The organism is Geodermatophilus pulveris, from assembly GCF_900188375.1.
Lineage (GTDB): Bacteria > Actinomycetota > Actinomycetes > Mycobacteriales > Geodermatophilaceae > Geodermatophilus > Geodermatophilus pulveris.
This window is the reverse complement of sequence record NZ_FZOO01000006.1, coordinates 170,720-184,631: the sequence shown is the minus strand read 5'-3', so window position 1 is coordinate 184,631 and position 13,912 is coordinate 170,720. Positions and strand designations below refer to the sequence as shown.

General features: G+C 75.2%; 12 protein-coding genes. 5 read left to right on the top strand and 7 right to left on the bottom strand.

The window, feature by feature from the left end:
• Positions 1–31: 31 nt before the first annotated feature.
• On the bottom strand, positions 32–514 hold the full coding sequence (locus CHB98_RS13920; RefSeq protein ID WP_089306200.1) for a CarD family transcriptional regulator: 483 nt from the start codon (positions 512–514) through the stop codon (positions 32–34).
• 330 nt (positions 515–844) lie between these two features.
• Complete coding sequence (locus CHB98_RS13915; protein ID WP_089306199.1) at positions 845–1,774, bottom strand: DUF4394 domain-containing protein; 930 nt, start codon at positions 1,772–1,774, stop codon at positions 845–847.
• Positions 1,775–1,913: 139 nt separating this feature from the next.
• On the opposite strand from CHB98_RS13915, the gene CHB98_RS13910 reads away from it, so the two are divergent.
• Positions 1,914–2,765: a UbiA family prenyltransferase gene (locus CHB98_RS13910; protein ID WP_245821152.1), complete on the top strand. Its 852-nt coding sequence runs from the start codon at positions 1,914–1,916 to the stop codon at positions 2,763–2,765.
• A gap of 18 nt (positions 2,766–2,783) precedes the next feature.
• Here the strand turns inward: CHB98_RS13910 and CHB98_RS21685 are convergent, their stop codons facing one another.
• The 3 genes from CHB98_RS21685 to CHB98_RS13890 form a co-directional block, all read right to left on the bottom strand.
• Complete coding sequence (locus tag CHB98_RS21685; protein ID WP_179224501.1) at positions 2,784–3,665, bottom strand: hypothetical protein; 882 nt, start codon at positions 3,663–3,665, stop codon at positions 2,784–2,786.
• 10 nt (positions 3,666–3,675) lie between these two features.
• The gene (locus CHB98_RS13895) at positions 3,676–4,269 is read right to left on the bottom strand and encodes an RNA polymerase sigma factor (protein ID WP_089306196.1); all 594 of its coding nucleotides are present in this window, start codon (positions 4,267–4,269) and stop codon (positions 3,676–3,678) included.
• Positions 4,270–4,354: 85 nt separating this feature from the next.
• Positions 4,355–5,920, bottom strand: coding sequence for a cryptochrome/photolyase family protein (locus CHB98_RS13890; protein ID WP_218822367.1), 1,566 nt, complete (start codon positions 5,918–5,920; stop codon positions 4,355–4,357).
• Between the two features lie 102 nt (positions 5,921–6,022).
• Here CHB98_RS13890 and CHB98_RS13885 point away from each other — a divergent pair, with 102 nt between their 5' ends.
• The 3 genes from CHB98_RS13885 (at position 6,023) to disA (ending at position 9,425) form a co-directional block, all read left to right on the top strand.
• On the top strand, positions 6,023–6,805 hold the full coding sequence (locus CHB98_RS13885) for a copper chaperone PCu(A)C domain-containing protein (protein ID WP_143425086.1): 783 nt from the start codon (positions 6,023–6,025) through the stop codon (positions 6,803–6,805).
• Between the two features lie 78 nt (positions 6,806–6,883).
• Complete coding sequence (gene radA, locus CHB98_RS13880) at positions 6,884–8,236, top strand: DNA repair protein RadA (protein WP_245821151.1); 1,353 nt, start codon at positions 6,884–6,886, stop codon at positions 8,234–8,236.
• Between the two features lie 103 nt (positions 8,237–8,339).
• Positions 8,340–9,425: a DNA integrity scanning diadenylate cyclase DisA gene (gene disA / locus CHB98_RS13875; RefSeq protein ID WP_089306193.1), complete on the top strand. Its 1,086-nt coding sequence runs from the start codon at positions 8,340–8,342 to the stop codon at positions 9,423–9,425.
• A 111-nt stretch (positions 9,426–9,536) separates the two neighbouring features.
• Here disA and CHB98_RS13870 read toward each other — a convergent pair whose 3' ends face one another.
• Positions 9,537–10,214, bottom strand: a complete 678-nt coding sequence (locus CHB98_RS13870) for a MucR family transcriptional regulator (protein ID WP_089306192.1) — start codon at positions 10,212–10,214, stop codon at positions 9,537–9,539.
• Between the two features lie 77 nt (positions 10,215–10,291).
• Between CHB98_RS13870 and CHB98_RS13865 the strand changes: the two genes are divergently transcribed.
• Entirely contained in the window at positions 10,292–11,191 is a 900-nt protein-coding gene (locus CHB98_RS13865; RefSeq protein ID WP_089306191.1) for an HhH-GPD family protein, read from the top strand.
• An 88-nt stretch (positions 11,192–11,279) separates the two neighbouring features.
• Here the strand turns inward: CHB98_RS13865 and CHB98_RS13860 are convergent, their stop codons facing one another.
• A complete protein-coding gene (locus tag CHB98_RS13860; RefSeq protein ID WP_089306190.1) occupies positions 11,280–13,805 on the bottom strand; it encodes an ATP-dependent Clp protease ATP-binding subunit in 2,526 nt (841 codons plus the stop codon).
• Positions 13,806–13,912 lie beyond the last annotated feature (107 nt).

Genomic DNA, 13,912 nt, shown 5'->3' with positions numbered 1-13,912 from the left:
CGGGGGTGCGGGCCGAGCTCGGGGGGCGAGCTCAGCTGGCGAGGACCTCGTCGAGGAGGACCTCGGCCTTGTCCTCGTTGGTGCCCTCCGCGAGGGCGAGCTCGCTGACCAGGATCTGACGCGCCTTGGACAGCATGCGCTTCTCGCCGGCGGACAGCCCGCGGTCCTTGTCGCGGCGCCACAGGTCACGGACGACCTCGGCGACCTTGTTGACGTCGCCGGAGGCGAGCTTCTCGAGGTTGGCCTTGTAGCGGCGCGACCAGTTGGTCGGCTCCTCGGTGTGCGGGGCGCGCAGCACCTCGAAGACCCGGTTCAGTCCGTCCTGACCGACGACGTCCCGGACGCCGACGATCTCTGCGTTGTCGGCCGGCACGCGCACGGTGAGGTCGCCCTGGGCGACCTTCAGCACGAGGTAGGCCCTCTCTTCACCCTTGATGGTCCGCGTCTCGATCGCCTCGATGAGAGCGGCTCCGTGGTGCGGGTAGACAACGGTCTCGCCGACAGTGAAGCCCATGTGTGTGTGACCCCTTTCGCTGTCCACAGGCTACCACGGCAGCCCGGCGAACGGGACCCCCTGGATCCGTAAACGCGCAGGTCAGCGGCCCGGTGGAGTCGCTGCGAGGGGTTGACAGGAGCCCGGTCGATGTGCGTGCGGGCGGGGCGTCGCACCTCCCGGTCCGCCCTCCGCGCCACCGGCGGGGCGGCCGGACCGGGGTGGGTGCGGGAGGCGTCCCCGCAGGTCAGGTGCCCGGCGGCCACGCGTCGGACGACCCGCCGGGGACGGCGCGGGCCCGGCGCACCGGGCCCGCGCCGGAGGAGTCCGGCGCGGGCCCGGTGCCGGCGCTCAGAGCTGGTTCAGCCCGATGGCGAGGTCGGTGACCGGCATCCGGAAGGTGCCGCGGTCGGCGGCCTCGCCGGTGGCCAGGTTGACCGAGTAGAGCCGGCTCTCGCCGCCCACGGTCAGGGTCGCGAAGCCCTGCACGGCGACCGAGCGCCCGTCGCGCACGGTGCTGTAGATGTCGAAGCCGGCGTCCGGCCCGGCGTCGACGCCGAGCTGCCCCACCGGGGCGAGCGTGCCGGCGTTGGCCGGCGACTGGATGTCCAGCCGGTCCAGGGCGGTGTCGACGTCGTACAGCACCGTCCCGGTGTCGGCGTCCAGGTCGTTGTTCGTGTACGCCGAGCCGCTGATGCCGGTCGCCGGCGTGGTGCCCGTCCCGGGCGGGGGCACGGGATTGGTCAGCCGGCCGTCCACGACGGTCGCGCCGTTGGGCGCGTCCGGGTTCGCCGCCCCCGCGAAGGGCTGGCGCAGGTTCTGGCCGGTGTCGCTGGTGATCCGCAGGGCGTTGGCCGCGGGGTTGAAGTCGACGCCGAAGTACGTCCCCGCCAGCGCCACGCTGAGCCGGCCGACCTTGGTCGCGTCGGCCTTGCCGGCGTCGAGCACGTAGATGCCGCCCTTCTCGCCGACGCCGTACAGCTCGCCGTTCTGCACGCGGTAGTCGATGCCGACCAGGCGGGTGTCGCCCTCGAGCTGCACCTGGCCCACCTGCCGCGCGTCGCGGGCGTCGGAGGTGCGGAAGGAGACCAGCGTGCGGCCGTCCTGGCCCAGGCCGACCGCGCGGAGCCGGTCGCCGCCGTTGCCGCGGTCGTCCGAGCGGCTGCTGTCGTCGCCGCCGCGGTAGCCGTCGGTCGCGGTGGCGGTCGCCGGGGCGGCCACCGCCCCGGTCAGCAGCGCGGCTGCCACGACGAGGGTCGTCCTGCGAAGGGTGGTGCGCATGGTTCCTCCAGGTGCTGGGCGGCCGCGGTGCCCGGGCGGGCTGCGGCGTCCGGGCATACGTCGTCCACCCGAGGCGCGTTCACCGGTTCGGGTGAACAGTTGCCGCGGCGTCCGGCCCCGGTCCGCTTAGGGTCGCCGCGTGGTGCACGCCCCGGGCCGACGGACCGCGCCCCCGCTGCGCGCGCTGGTGGTGGCCACGCACGCCGGCCCGACGGTCGCGGTCACCACGACGGCCGCCCTGCTCGCGGTCGCCGCGGGCGTCCCGCCGGGTCGGGTGGTCCTGCTCGCGGTGGCCGTCCTCGCCGGGCAGGTGTCGATCGGCTGGAGCAACGACTGGCTGGACGCCGACCGCGACCGCACGGTGGCCCGGGCCGACAAGCCGGTCGCGCAGGGCGCGGTCACCCCGGACCTGCTGCGCACGCTGGCCGCCGGGTCGGCCGCCGCGGCCGTCGTGCTGTCCCTGCTGCTCGGCCCCGTGCCGGGGCTGCTGCTGCTCGTCCTGGTCGCCAGTGGCTGGGCGTACAACGCCGGGCTCAAGCGGACGGCAGCCTCCGTGCTCCCCTACGCGACCGGCTTCGGGGCGCTGCCGGCCGGGGTGGTCGCCGCCGCGCCGGGCGCTCCGGCCGCGCCGTGGTGGCTGGTCACCGCCGGTGCCGCGCTCGGCGCCGCCGCGCACCTGGCCAACGCCGCTCCCGACCTGGAGGACGACCTGGCCACCGGGGTCCGCGGACTGCCGCACCGGATCGGTGCCCGGGGCTCGGCCGTCGGCTGCGCGGTGCTGCTCGGCGCGGCGTCCCTGGTGCTGGTGGCCGGCCCCGAGGGGGCGCCGTCCGCGGCCGGCTGGGCGGTGCTCGCGCTGGCCGTGCCGGCCGTCGCCGTCGCGGCCCTGGCGGGGACGGCGCGCTTCCGCCGGGCGGCCTTCCCCGCGGTCATGCTGCTGACCGTCCTCGACGTGGCGCTGCTGCTGGCCGGCGGGGCCGCGGTCACCTGACCGCGGCCCCGCGGCAGGTCACCGCCCGCTCTTGCCGTTGCCCTTCCCGTTGCCCTTCCCGTTGCCCTTGTCGTTGCCCTCGCCCTGCTGCGCGGTGACCGGCTCGTCAGCGGCCGGCTCGTCAGCGGCCGGCTCGTCGACCGGCTCGTCGACCGGCTCGGGGGCGGCGCGCTCGGCCCGCCGCTGCTCGTTGCGCTCCCGGGCCTCCCGGCTGACCGTCCCGCCGTCCACCCAGCCCTGCTGGGCGCCCTCGCTGACCCAGGACCCGTGCGACTCCCCGGCCGCCGGCCCGTCGGCCCACTCCGTCTGCGTCCGCGCCGCGGCGGGGTCGCCGGTGCCGGTGTCCCCGGTGGCGGGAGGCTCCGGCGTCTCCGGCGTCTCCGGCGTCTCCGGCGTCTCCGGCGTCTCCGGCGTCTCCGTCGTCGGGTCCGGCGTCTCCGTCGTCGGGTCCGTCGGGTCCGGCGTCTCCGTCGTCGGGTCCGGCGTCTCCGGCGTCGTCTGCACGACGGCGGGCGCCGGCTCCTCGGGGGTGGTCAGGACGACGGTGGTCGCGGTGCCGGTGAGCGCGACGGCGACGACTCCTGCGCCGGCGGCGGCCTTGGCGACGGCACCGGCGGCCGCGAGCTTGGCGACGAGGGTGGTGATGAGCATCTGGGGCCTCTTCCGTGAGGTCCGGGCGGGTCGCCCGGCCGTCCCGCGGGACGGTTCCTGGGTGGGGACGAGGAGACCGGTCACCAGCAGTCCTGCCAGCGCCGCGTTCGGCCGCCCGGGCGCCGTGGCGCTCGCCCGGACCGCGTCGGTGAACGCGGCCAGGCCGGCCGCGCCCTCGGGCACGGGACGGCCGGCGAGACAGGCCGCGAAGGCCCGCTCGTCGGCGGCGGCGTCTGCTGGAGTGGTCATCTCGTCCCTGTCATCGCCGGAGGGCCGCAGAAGGGTGCGCGCCGACCCCCACCCCTCCGGGTGAGGTCGCGTCGAGGGCGGTCCGCAGGGTGCGCAGTCCCCGTCGCTGCAGGGCCTTCACCGAGCCCACGGACCTGCCGAGCACCTCCGCGACCTGCTCGACCGTGAGGTCGGCGAGGATGCGCAGCAGCAGGACGGCCCGCTGGTCGGTCGGCAGGCCGGCGCAGAGCCGGTCCACCTCCGCGGTGCCCACCCGCGCGAGGACGTCGTCCTCGACGTCGCCGCCGCGGTGCTCCGCGAGCAGCGTGTCGTCGTCGGTCAGCTGCGGGCGCCGGCCGCGGCGGCGCCAGTCGTCGACCAGCCGCCGGTGGGCGATGGTGAAGACCCAGGCGCGCAGGGCCTCCTCGCCGCCGCGGAAGGCCGGGAGGCCGGTCAGGACGCCGATGAAGGTCTCGCTGGCGAGGTCGTCGGGCTCGGCCGCGCCGTGCAGGCGAAGGTAGCCGGTCACCGCGGGCGACAGGTCCCGGTAGAGCACCTCGAAGGCCCACGGCGCGCCGGCCTGCGCCGCGGCCAGGACGTCGTCGAAGGCCGGTCCCGTCCGCATCCCGCACCTCCGCCCGCGATCCCGTCGTCCCTGGGATCGGCAGGTGCGGGGGCGCACCGCACCCCGGTCACCCGGACGGGTGCGGCTAGATCGCCCCGGTGCCGCGCAGCCGCTCCTGCTCGACGACCTCCTCCAGGCCCTTGAGCCGGTCGAGGCCCTGCAGCGCGCGGCGCATCCGCGGGTTGGGCGCCAGCCGCTCCCGGTTGCGCTCGAGGAAGGCCCAGTAGCCGGCGGTGAAGGGGCAGGCGTCCTCGCCCAGCCGCTTGCGCGGGTCGTAGCGGCAGCCGCGGCAGTAGTCGCTCATCCGGTCGATGTAGGCCCCGCCGGAGGCGTAGGGCTTGGTGGCCAGCAGGCCGCCGTCGGCGTGCTGGCTCATGCCGACGACGTTGGCGACCATCACCCAGTCGTAGCCGTCGACGAAGTTGCGGTGGAACCAGTCGGTCATCGCCAGCGGGTCGATGCCGCGCTGCAGCGCGTAGTTGCCGAGCACCATCAGCCGCGGGATGTGGTGCACCCAGCCGTCCCGCCGCAGGTCGCCGAGGACGTCGGACATGCAGGCCGCGTCCACGGCGCCGTCGTCGAGGTCGGCCAGCCAGTCCGGCACCGCCTCGTGCGCGGCCAGCGCGTTGCCGTGCCGGAAGTCGCGGCCGAAGTGCCAGTAGGTGTGCCAGATGTAGTCCCGCCAGCCCATCACCTGGCGGACGAACCCCTCCACGCTGTTCAGCGGCAGCGGGTCGCCCGTCGCCACCGAGTCGCGGTAGCGCTGCTCGGCCGCCTGCACCACCTCGACCGGGTCCAGCAGGCCGAGGTTCAGCGCCGGCGACAGCAGCGAGTGGGCCATCCACCGCTCGCCGGCCAGCATCGCGTCCTCGTGCGGCCCGAACGCGCCCAGCCGGGTGTCCAGGAAGTCGCGCAGCCGGTGCAGCGCCTCTGCGCGGGTCACCGGGAACAGCCGCGGGCCGTCGTCCCCCACGAACGCGACCTCGCCGTCGGCCGCCCAGCGGTCGAGGTCGGCGCGCACCTGCGCGTCGATCTCGTCCTCCTCCGGCCACCACGGCTCCGGGACCCCGATCCGCCCGTCCCGGGGCGGCGGCTCGCGGTTGTCGTGGTCGAGGTTCCAGCGCCCGCCGACCGGCTCGGCGCCGTCCATGAGCACGTCGTGCCGGCGGCGGTTGTGCCGGTAGAAGTCCTCCATGAGCAGCCGCTGGCGGCCCCGTCCGGCGGCCCAGCCGGCGAACTCCTCCTGGGTGGCCACGAACCCCCGGGCGGCCAGGACGGTGAGGCCGGGACGGCGCAGCACGTAGTCGCGGCTGCTCCAGGTGGTGGGCGCGCACACGCTCACCGCCTCCCGCACCCGGTCCAGCGCCTCGGCGTAGCCGTGCACCCGGTGCAGCTCGGCCTGCTCGCCCAGCTCGGCGGCCCGGTGCCGCAGCGCCGACAGCACCAGGTGGGCCTTCTGGCGGTGGAAGCGGCGGCGGGCGAAGACCGCCTTCGACTCGACGAGCAGCACCGGCTGGTCGGGGCCGTCGAGGAAGTGCGGGCCGAGCTGGTCGGCGAAGCACCAGCGCCGGGTGCCCGGTGCGCGGGCGGGGAAGGCGGCCAGCGCGGGGTCCTCCCCCGGCCGCCTCGGCGTGCGCGGCTCGTGCGGCACTCCCTCACCTCCCGGCGCCCATCCTGGGGCGGGAGTTAGGCTCGACGCGACTCGGGCCATCGACGTGCGGTGGCCGGCACGTCCCCCTGGAGGTCGACGGCTGTGAACCGCGCACTGCGCGCTGCCACGATGGGCGCCCTGCTGCTCAGCCCGGTCGCGCTCACCGCGTGCAGCGCCGGCCAGGTCGCCCAGACGGCCACCCAGAACCGGGACAAGGTCGGCCCGCAGGCCGCGGTGGGCGACGTCGAGCTGCGCGCGATCACCCTCGCCTACCCGCAGGACGGGGTGTACGAGGAGGGCGAGGACGCCGAGCTGGAGATGGCGATCGTCAACACCGACAACGAGCCCGACCGGCTGGTGTCCATCGAGGGCGAGGCCTTCGAGGGCGTCGTGGTGTCCGGGCAGACCACCGCCGTCCCCGCCGTCCCGGGCTCGCCGTCCGCCGAGCCGGTGGCCGCGCCCACCACGCCCGTGCCGGCCCCGGCGCCGACGGACCCCGCGGCGACGCCGTCCCCCGGCGCGCTCCCGGCGCCGACCACCCCCGCCACCCCGACCGCCCCGGCCACGCCGACGGCCAGCTCGGAGGTCGACATCCCCGTCCCGGCGCAGTCCACGGTCTTCCTCGGCGGCACCAGCGGCGCGACGGTCGAGGTGGTCGGCCTGGCCGAGGAGCTGACCGCCGGCCAGAGCATCGAGGCCACCCTGACCTTCGAGCGCGCCGGTGAGATCACCGTGCAGGCGCTGGTCAACACGCCCGCCCGGGTGCTGCCGCGCGAGGAGCCCTTCGACTTCCACCACGAGGAGGGCGAGGAGAGCGGCACCGACGGCGCCGAGGACGTCGCCCGCGAGCGGGAGGCCGAGGCCGGCGGGGGCGACGGCGACTAGAGAAGGACCCCGCGTCCCCGCGCCGTCCCCGGGATCGTCACCCCCGGCGGTTAGCGTCGCGGTGTGCCACCTGCCGGAGTGAGGTCCACCCGCCCCGCCCACCGCTGCACCGAGTGCGGCCACGCCTCGGCCAAGTGGGTCGGCCGGTGCCCCGAGTGCCAGGCCTGGGGCACCCTGCAGGAGGTCGGCACCCCCGCCTCGCCGCTGCGGGCCGTGGCCGCCGGGCCGGTGACCGCACCGGCGGTGCCCATCGCCCAGGTGGAGCTGGCCGCCGCCCGTGCGGTGCCCACCGGCATCGACGAGTTCGACCGCGTCCTCGGCGGCGGCCTGGTGCCCGGCGCGGTGCTGCTGGTCGCCGGCGAGCCGGGCGTCGGCAAGTCCACGCTGCTGCTCGAGGTCGCCCACCGGGTGGCCGCCACGAACGGCCCGGCCCTCGTGGTCTCCGGCGAGGAGTCCGCGGCCCAGGTGCGGCTGCGCGCCGAGCGCATCGGCGCCCTGCACGACCAGCTGTACCTGGCCGCGGAGACCGAGCTGTCCGCCGTCCTCGCCCACGTCGAGGACGTCGCGCCCTCCCTGCTGGTGCTCGACAGCGTGCAGACGGTGCGCTCCCCCGCGGTCGAGGGCACCGACGGCGGGTCCACCCAGGTGCGGGCGGTGGCCAGCGCGCTCACCGCCGTCGCCAAGAGCCGGGGGATGACCACCATCCTGGTCGGCCACGTCACCAAGGACGGCGCCATCGCCGGGCCGCGCACGCTGGAGCACCTCGTCGACGTGGTGGTCTCCTTCGACGGGGAGCGGCACTCGACGCTGCGGCTGGTGCGGGCGATGAAGAACCGGTTCGGCCCGGCCGACGAGATCGGCTGCTTCGAGATCGGCGACACCGGGGTCGTCGGCGTCCCCGACCCCTCGTCGCTGTTCGTGTCCCGGCGCAGCGCACCGGTCCCCGGCAGCTGCGTCACCGTCACGCTGGAGGGCAGCCGGCCGCTGCTGGCCGAGGTGCAGGCCCTCGTCGCGGGCACCGGCGGCGGTGGCTCGCCCCGCCGGGCGGTCAGCGGCCTGGACTCCCAGCGCGTCGCCATGGTCAACGCCGTGGTGGAGCGGCGCGGCCGGGTCAAGCTCGCCGACGCCGACGTCTTCGCCGCCTCCGTGGGCGGGGTGCGCATCGCGGAGCCCGCCGCCGACCTCGCGCTGGCGCTGGCCATCGCGTCGGCGGCCAAGGACGTCCCCCTCCCCCGCGGCCTGGTCGCGGTGGGCGAGGTCGGCCTGTCCGGGGAGATCCGCCGCGTCGGCGGCACCGGCCGGCGGCTGGCCGAGGCGGCCCGGCAGGGCTACAAGGTCGCGTTCGTCCCCGAGGACGCCGGCAGCGCACCCCGGGGCATGCGGCTGGTCGAGGTGCCCGACCTCGGGGCCGCCTTCGCCCGCCTGTTCTGAGGCCCACCCGTCTCGATCCGGCAGCGGTGGCTCACCGGCGACCGCCGGCACGCCCCGCGCCACGTAGACTCAGCCGCCACCACGTCGAACGTCAGGAGCGCTCGTGCCCCCCGCTGTGGACTCCGAGGTCGCGCTCCGCGAACTGCTCGGCCGCATCGCACCGGGTACGGCACTGCGGGACGGCCTGGAGCGCATCCTGGCCGGGCGGACCGGTGCGCTCATCGTGCTCGGGTACGACCGGGTGGTCGAGTCCATCTGCACCGGCGGCTTCGCCCTCGACGTCGCGCTGTCGGCCACCCGGCTGCGGGAGCTGGCCAAGATGGACGGCGCGGTGATCGTGTCCTACGACGGCACGCGGATCGTGCGGGCCGGCGTCCACCTGATGCCCGACCCCACCGTGCCCACCGAGGAGTCCGGCACCCGGCACCGCACCGCCGAGCGGGTCGCCATCCAGAGCGGCTTCCCGGTGATCTCGGTCAGCCAGTCGATGCTCATCATCAGCGTCTACGTCGCCGGGCGGCGCTACACGCTGGAGCACCCGACCACCATCCTGGCCCGCGCCAACCAGGCCCTGGCCGCCCTGGAGCGGTACAAGCTGCGCCTGGACGAGGTGGCCAGCACGCTGTCGGCACTGGAGATCGAGGACCTCGTCACCGTCCGCGACGCCATGAGCGTCAGCCAGCGGCTGGAGATGGTCCGCCGCATCGCCGACGAGATCGAGGGCTTCGTCGTCGAGCTGGGCACCGACGGCCGGCTGCTGGCGCTGCAGCTCGACGAGATGCTCGCCGGCGTCGAGGAGGACCGCGCGCTGCTCGTGCGCGACTACCTGCCCTCGGGGCTGCGCCGGCCGCGGGGCATCGAGGAGGTCCTCGCCGACCTGCGCGCGCTGTCAGCCACCGAGCTGCTCGACCTGTCCGCGGTGGCCCGCTGCTACGGGCTGCCGACGTCCGCCGACGCCCTGGACTCCCCCGTCAGCCCGCGCGGCTACCGCCTGCTGGCCCGCGTCCCGCGGCTGCCCGCGAGCATCATCGACCGGCTGGTCGACCACTTCGGCGGGCTGCAGAAGCTGCTCGCCGCCACCATCGAGGACCTGCTGGCCGTCGAGGGCGTCGGCGAGGCGCGGGCCCGCGGCATCCGGGAGGGCCTCTCCCGGCTGGCCGAGACCTCGATCCTCGACCGCTACAGCTGAACGGCCCTGTCCAGGGCCCCAACCCGAGCTCGCGAGGTTGCGGAGGACGGGGTCCTTCCACTGCCCCCCACCGCTCGCAAGCCCGCGGCGGGACCCTGCAGGAGGGCCGGCTCAGGAGATCGTGAAGGGCACGTCGGGGCTCACCTCGGTGTCCAGCCGGCCGCGCAGCAGGTAGTCGCCCGGCTGCGGCGTGGTCCGGGGTGTGGTGCACGACGGCTCGCTGGTCCGGCCGCCCCACACCAGCGCGGCGGTCACCGACTCCCCCGGCGCCAGGGTGCGGGTCTCGGTGCCGTCCCCGGGGAAGCAGTCGTTGCTGCCCCACACCCGCCGGCCGGCCGCGTCCAGCATCAGCACCTCCTGCAGGCGCTCGTCGAGGACCCGCACGCACGGCACCGGCGAGACGTTGGTGACCACGAGCTCGAACGTCGGCTTGCTGCCGGCCGGCGCGCCGGCAGGGCCGCGCACCTCCAGCTCGATCGAGTCGTCCGAGCAGGGCCCCCCGGGGGTCTGCGTCGGCGCGGGCGCCGGCTCGGCGGGCGGCTCGGGCGCCGGGGTGGGCGTCCGCACGCCGGCCACCGAGGGCAGCACCCGTTCCAGTGCCGGCGGCCCGGTGGCGGCGGCCTGCGGCGTCGCCGCGGCGGTGGCCGTCGCCGCCCGCCCCGGGGTCCCGCCGAGCGCGGCCACCAGCAGCCACCCCCCGCCGCCCAGGACCGCCACGACCAGCAGCAGGACCAGCAGCCGCCGCCGCCAGTAGACCGCCGCGGGCAGGGGGCCGACCGGGCGCAGCACGCCGAGAACGGTAGTGCGCGCCCGCGGACCGGTCCGCGGCGGCACGCCGTCCCCCGTTGGCGGCACACTGGGACCTCGTGGACAGCCCGGCCCGCGCCCTCCCGCCGTCGCCCGACACCGTCGGCGACACCCTCGTCGACTGGTTCGCCCGCGCCGCCCGCGACCTGCCGTGGCGCCGCCCGGACACCGACCCGTGGGCGGTGCTGGTCAGCGAGGTGATGCTGCAGCAGACGCCGGTGGCCCGCGTCGAGCCGGTGTGGCGGGAGTGGGTGGCCCGCTGGCCCACCCCGGCGGCCCTGGCCGCGGCGTCCCCGGCCGAGGTCATCCGCGCCTGGGGCAAGCTCGGCTACCCGCGGCGGGCGCTGCGGCTGCGGGAGACCGCTGTCGCCCTGACCGAGCGGCACGGCGGCGCCGTCCCCGCGGACGTGGCCGCGCTGGAGGCGCTGCCGGGTGTCGGCACCTACACCGCCCGCGCCGTCGCCTGCTTCGGCCACGGGCAGCCGCAGCCGGTGGTCGACACCAACGTGCGGCGGGTGGTGGCCCGGCTGGTGCACGGCCGGGCCGACGCCGCGCCCGCGAGAGCCGCCGATCTCACCGACGTCGCGGAGCTCGCTCCCGCGGACCCGGCGCGCGCGGTGCGGTTCTCGGTCGCGGTCATGGAGCTCGGCGCGCTGGTGTGCGTGGCGCGGACGCCGCGCTGCGGGGCCTGCCCCGTCCGGGACCGCTGTGCGTGGCGGCTGGCCGGCTCCCCGGCGGCCGACGGCCCGCCCCGCCGGGTGCAGCGGTTCGCCGGCACGGACCGGCAGGTGCGGGGGCGGCTGCTGGACGTCCTGCGCGCCGCCGAGGGGCCCGTGGCGGCGCCCGCGCTGGACGGCGCGTGGGACGACGCCGTCCAGCGCTCCCGCTGCCTGGACTCGCTGCTGGCCGACGGGCTGGTCGAGCAGACCGCGGACGGCCGCTTCCGGCTGCCCGCCTGACCCCGGCCGCCGCGGTCAGCGGGCCCGGAGACGCCGGAGGGGCCGCCCCCCTCGCGGGAGACGGCCCCTCCGGTCCTCCTGCAGGAGCTCACTCGGCCTGGGCCGGAGGCTCCTCCTCGCCGCCGGACAGGGCGACCGGCGGGGTGTCGGGGAGGTCGATCGGCTTGGCCTCGCCGCGGAAGGTGAACCTCGCGTCGGCGCCCTCGCCCTCGACGTCCACCACGATGATCTGACCGGCGGTCAGCTCGCCGTAGAGGATCTTCTCGCTCAGGGCGTCCTCGATCTCCCGCTGGATCGTCCGGCGCAGCGGCCGGGCGCCCAGCACCGGGTCGAACCCGCGCTGTGCCAGCAGCTTCTTCGCCGCGGGGGTGATCTCCAGGGCCATGTCCTTGTTGGCCAGCTGGCTCTCCACCCGGGCGGCCATGAGGTCGACGATCTCGATGATCTCGTCCTCGGTCAGCTGGTGGAACACCACGATGTCGTCGATGCGGTTGAGGAACTCCGGCCGGAAGTGCTGCTTGAGCTCCTCGTTGACCTTGAGCTTCATCCGCTCGTAGTTCGACTGGGTGTCGTTGCCGACCTGGAAGCCCAGACCCACGGCCTTGGAGATGTCCCGCGTCCCGAGGTTGGTCGTGAGGATGAGGATCGTGTTCTTGAAGTCCACGATCCGGCCCTGACCGTCGGTGAGCCGGCCGTCCTCCAGCACCTGCAGGAGCGTGTTGAACACGTCCGCGTGCGCCTTCTCGATCTCGTCGAAGAGGACCACCGAGAACGGCTTGCGCCGCACCTTCTCGGTCAGCTGGCCACCCTCGTCGTAGCCGACGTAGCCGGGAGGGGCACCGACCAGCCGCGACACGGTGAACCGGTCGTGGAACTCGCCCATGTCGATCTGGATCAGCGCGTCGTCCTCGCCGAAGAGGAACTGCGCGAGCGCCTTGGCCAGCTCGGTCTTCCCGACACCGGAGGGGCCGGCGAAGATGAACGAGCCGCCGGGACGGCGCGGGTCCTTGAGGCCCGCCCGCGTCCGCCGGATCGCCTGGCTGACGCTCTTGATGGCCTCTTCCTGGCCGATGATCCGCTTGTGGAGCTCCTGCTCCATGCGCAGGAGGCGGGTGGTCTCCTCCTCGGTGAGCTTGAAGACGGGGATGCCGGTCCAGTTGGCCAGCACCTCGGCGATCTGCTCGTCGTCGACCTCGGCGACGACGTCCATGTCGCCAGCCTTCCACTGCTTCTCGCGCTCGGCCTTCTCGCCCAGGAGCTGCTTCTCCTTGTCGCGCAGCGACGCGGCCTTCTCGAAGTCCTGCGCGTCGATGGCGGACTCCTTCTCGCGGCGGATGGCCGCGATCCGGTCGTCGAACTCGCGCAGGTCCGGCGGCGCGGTCATCCGCTTGATCCGCATCCGGGCGCCGGCCTCGTCGATCAGGTCGATCGCCTTGTCCGGCAGGAAGCGGTCGGAGATGTACCGGTCGGCCAGCGTCGCAGCGGCCACGAGCGCGCCGTCGGTGATGCTGATCCGGTGGTGTGCCTCGTAGCGGTCCCGCAGGCCCTTGAGGATCTCGATGGTGTGGGTGAGCGTCGGCTCGCCGACCTGGATGGGCTGGAAGCGCCGCTCGAGGGCGGCGTCCTTCTCCAGGTGCTTGCGGTACTCGTCGAGCGTGGTGGCGCCGATGGTCTGCAGCTCGCCGCGGGCCAGCATCGGCTTGAGGATGCTGGCGGCGTCGATCGCGCCCTCCGCGGCACCCGCCCCGACGAGGGTGTGGATCTCGTCGATGAACAGGATGATGTCGCCGCGGGTGCGGATCTCCTTGAGCACCTTCTTGAGCCGTTCCTCGAAGTCACCGCGGTAGCGGGAACCGGCGACCAGCGCGCCCAGGTCGAGGGTGTAGAGCTGCTTGTCCTTCAGCGTCTCGGGGACCTCGCCCTTGACGATCGCCTGGGCCAGGCCCTCGACGACGGCGGTCTTGCCGACGCCGGGCTCGCCGATGAGGACGGGGTTGTTCTTGGTCCGCCGCGACAGGACCTGCATGACCCGCTCGATCTCCTTGGCCCGCCCGATGACCGGGTCGAGCTTGGAGTCGCGGGCGGCCTGCGTCAGGTTGCGGCCGAACTGGTCGAGCACGAGCGAGGTCGACGGGGTGCCCTCGGCCGGGCCGCCGGCGGCGGCCGGCTCCTTGCCCTGGTAGCCGGACAGCAGCTGGATGACCTGCTGGCGGACGCGGTTGAGGTCGGCGCCCAGCTTCACCAGGACCTGGGCGGCGACGCCCTCGCCCTCGCGGATCAGGCCGAGCAGGATGTGCTCGGTGCCGATGTAGTTGTGGCCGAGCTGCAGCGCCTCGCGCAGGGACAGCTCCAGCACCTTCTTGGCGCGCGGCGTGAAGGGGATGTGGCCGGAGGGCGCCTGCTGGCCCTGGCCGATGATCTCCTCCACCTGCTGGCGGACGCCCTCCAGCGAGATGCCGAGGGACTCGAGCGCCTTGGCGGCGACACCCTCACCCTCGTGGATCAGGCCCAGGAGGATGTGCTCGGTGCCGATGTAGTTGTGGTTGAGCATCCGGGCCTCTTCCTGGGCCAGGACGACCACGCGGCGGGCTCGGTCGGTGAACCGTTCGAACATCTGCTGCTTCTCCTCTGACCGGCTGGTCCGGCGCTGCCCTCCCCTGGTGGGGAGGAGCACCCGACGTCCGTCGGCGCGCGGGGCACCGGTCTTTCCACTGTAGTCGC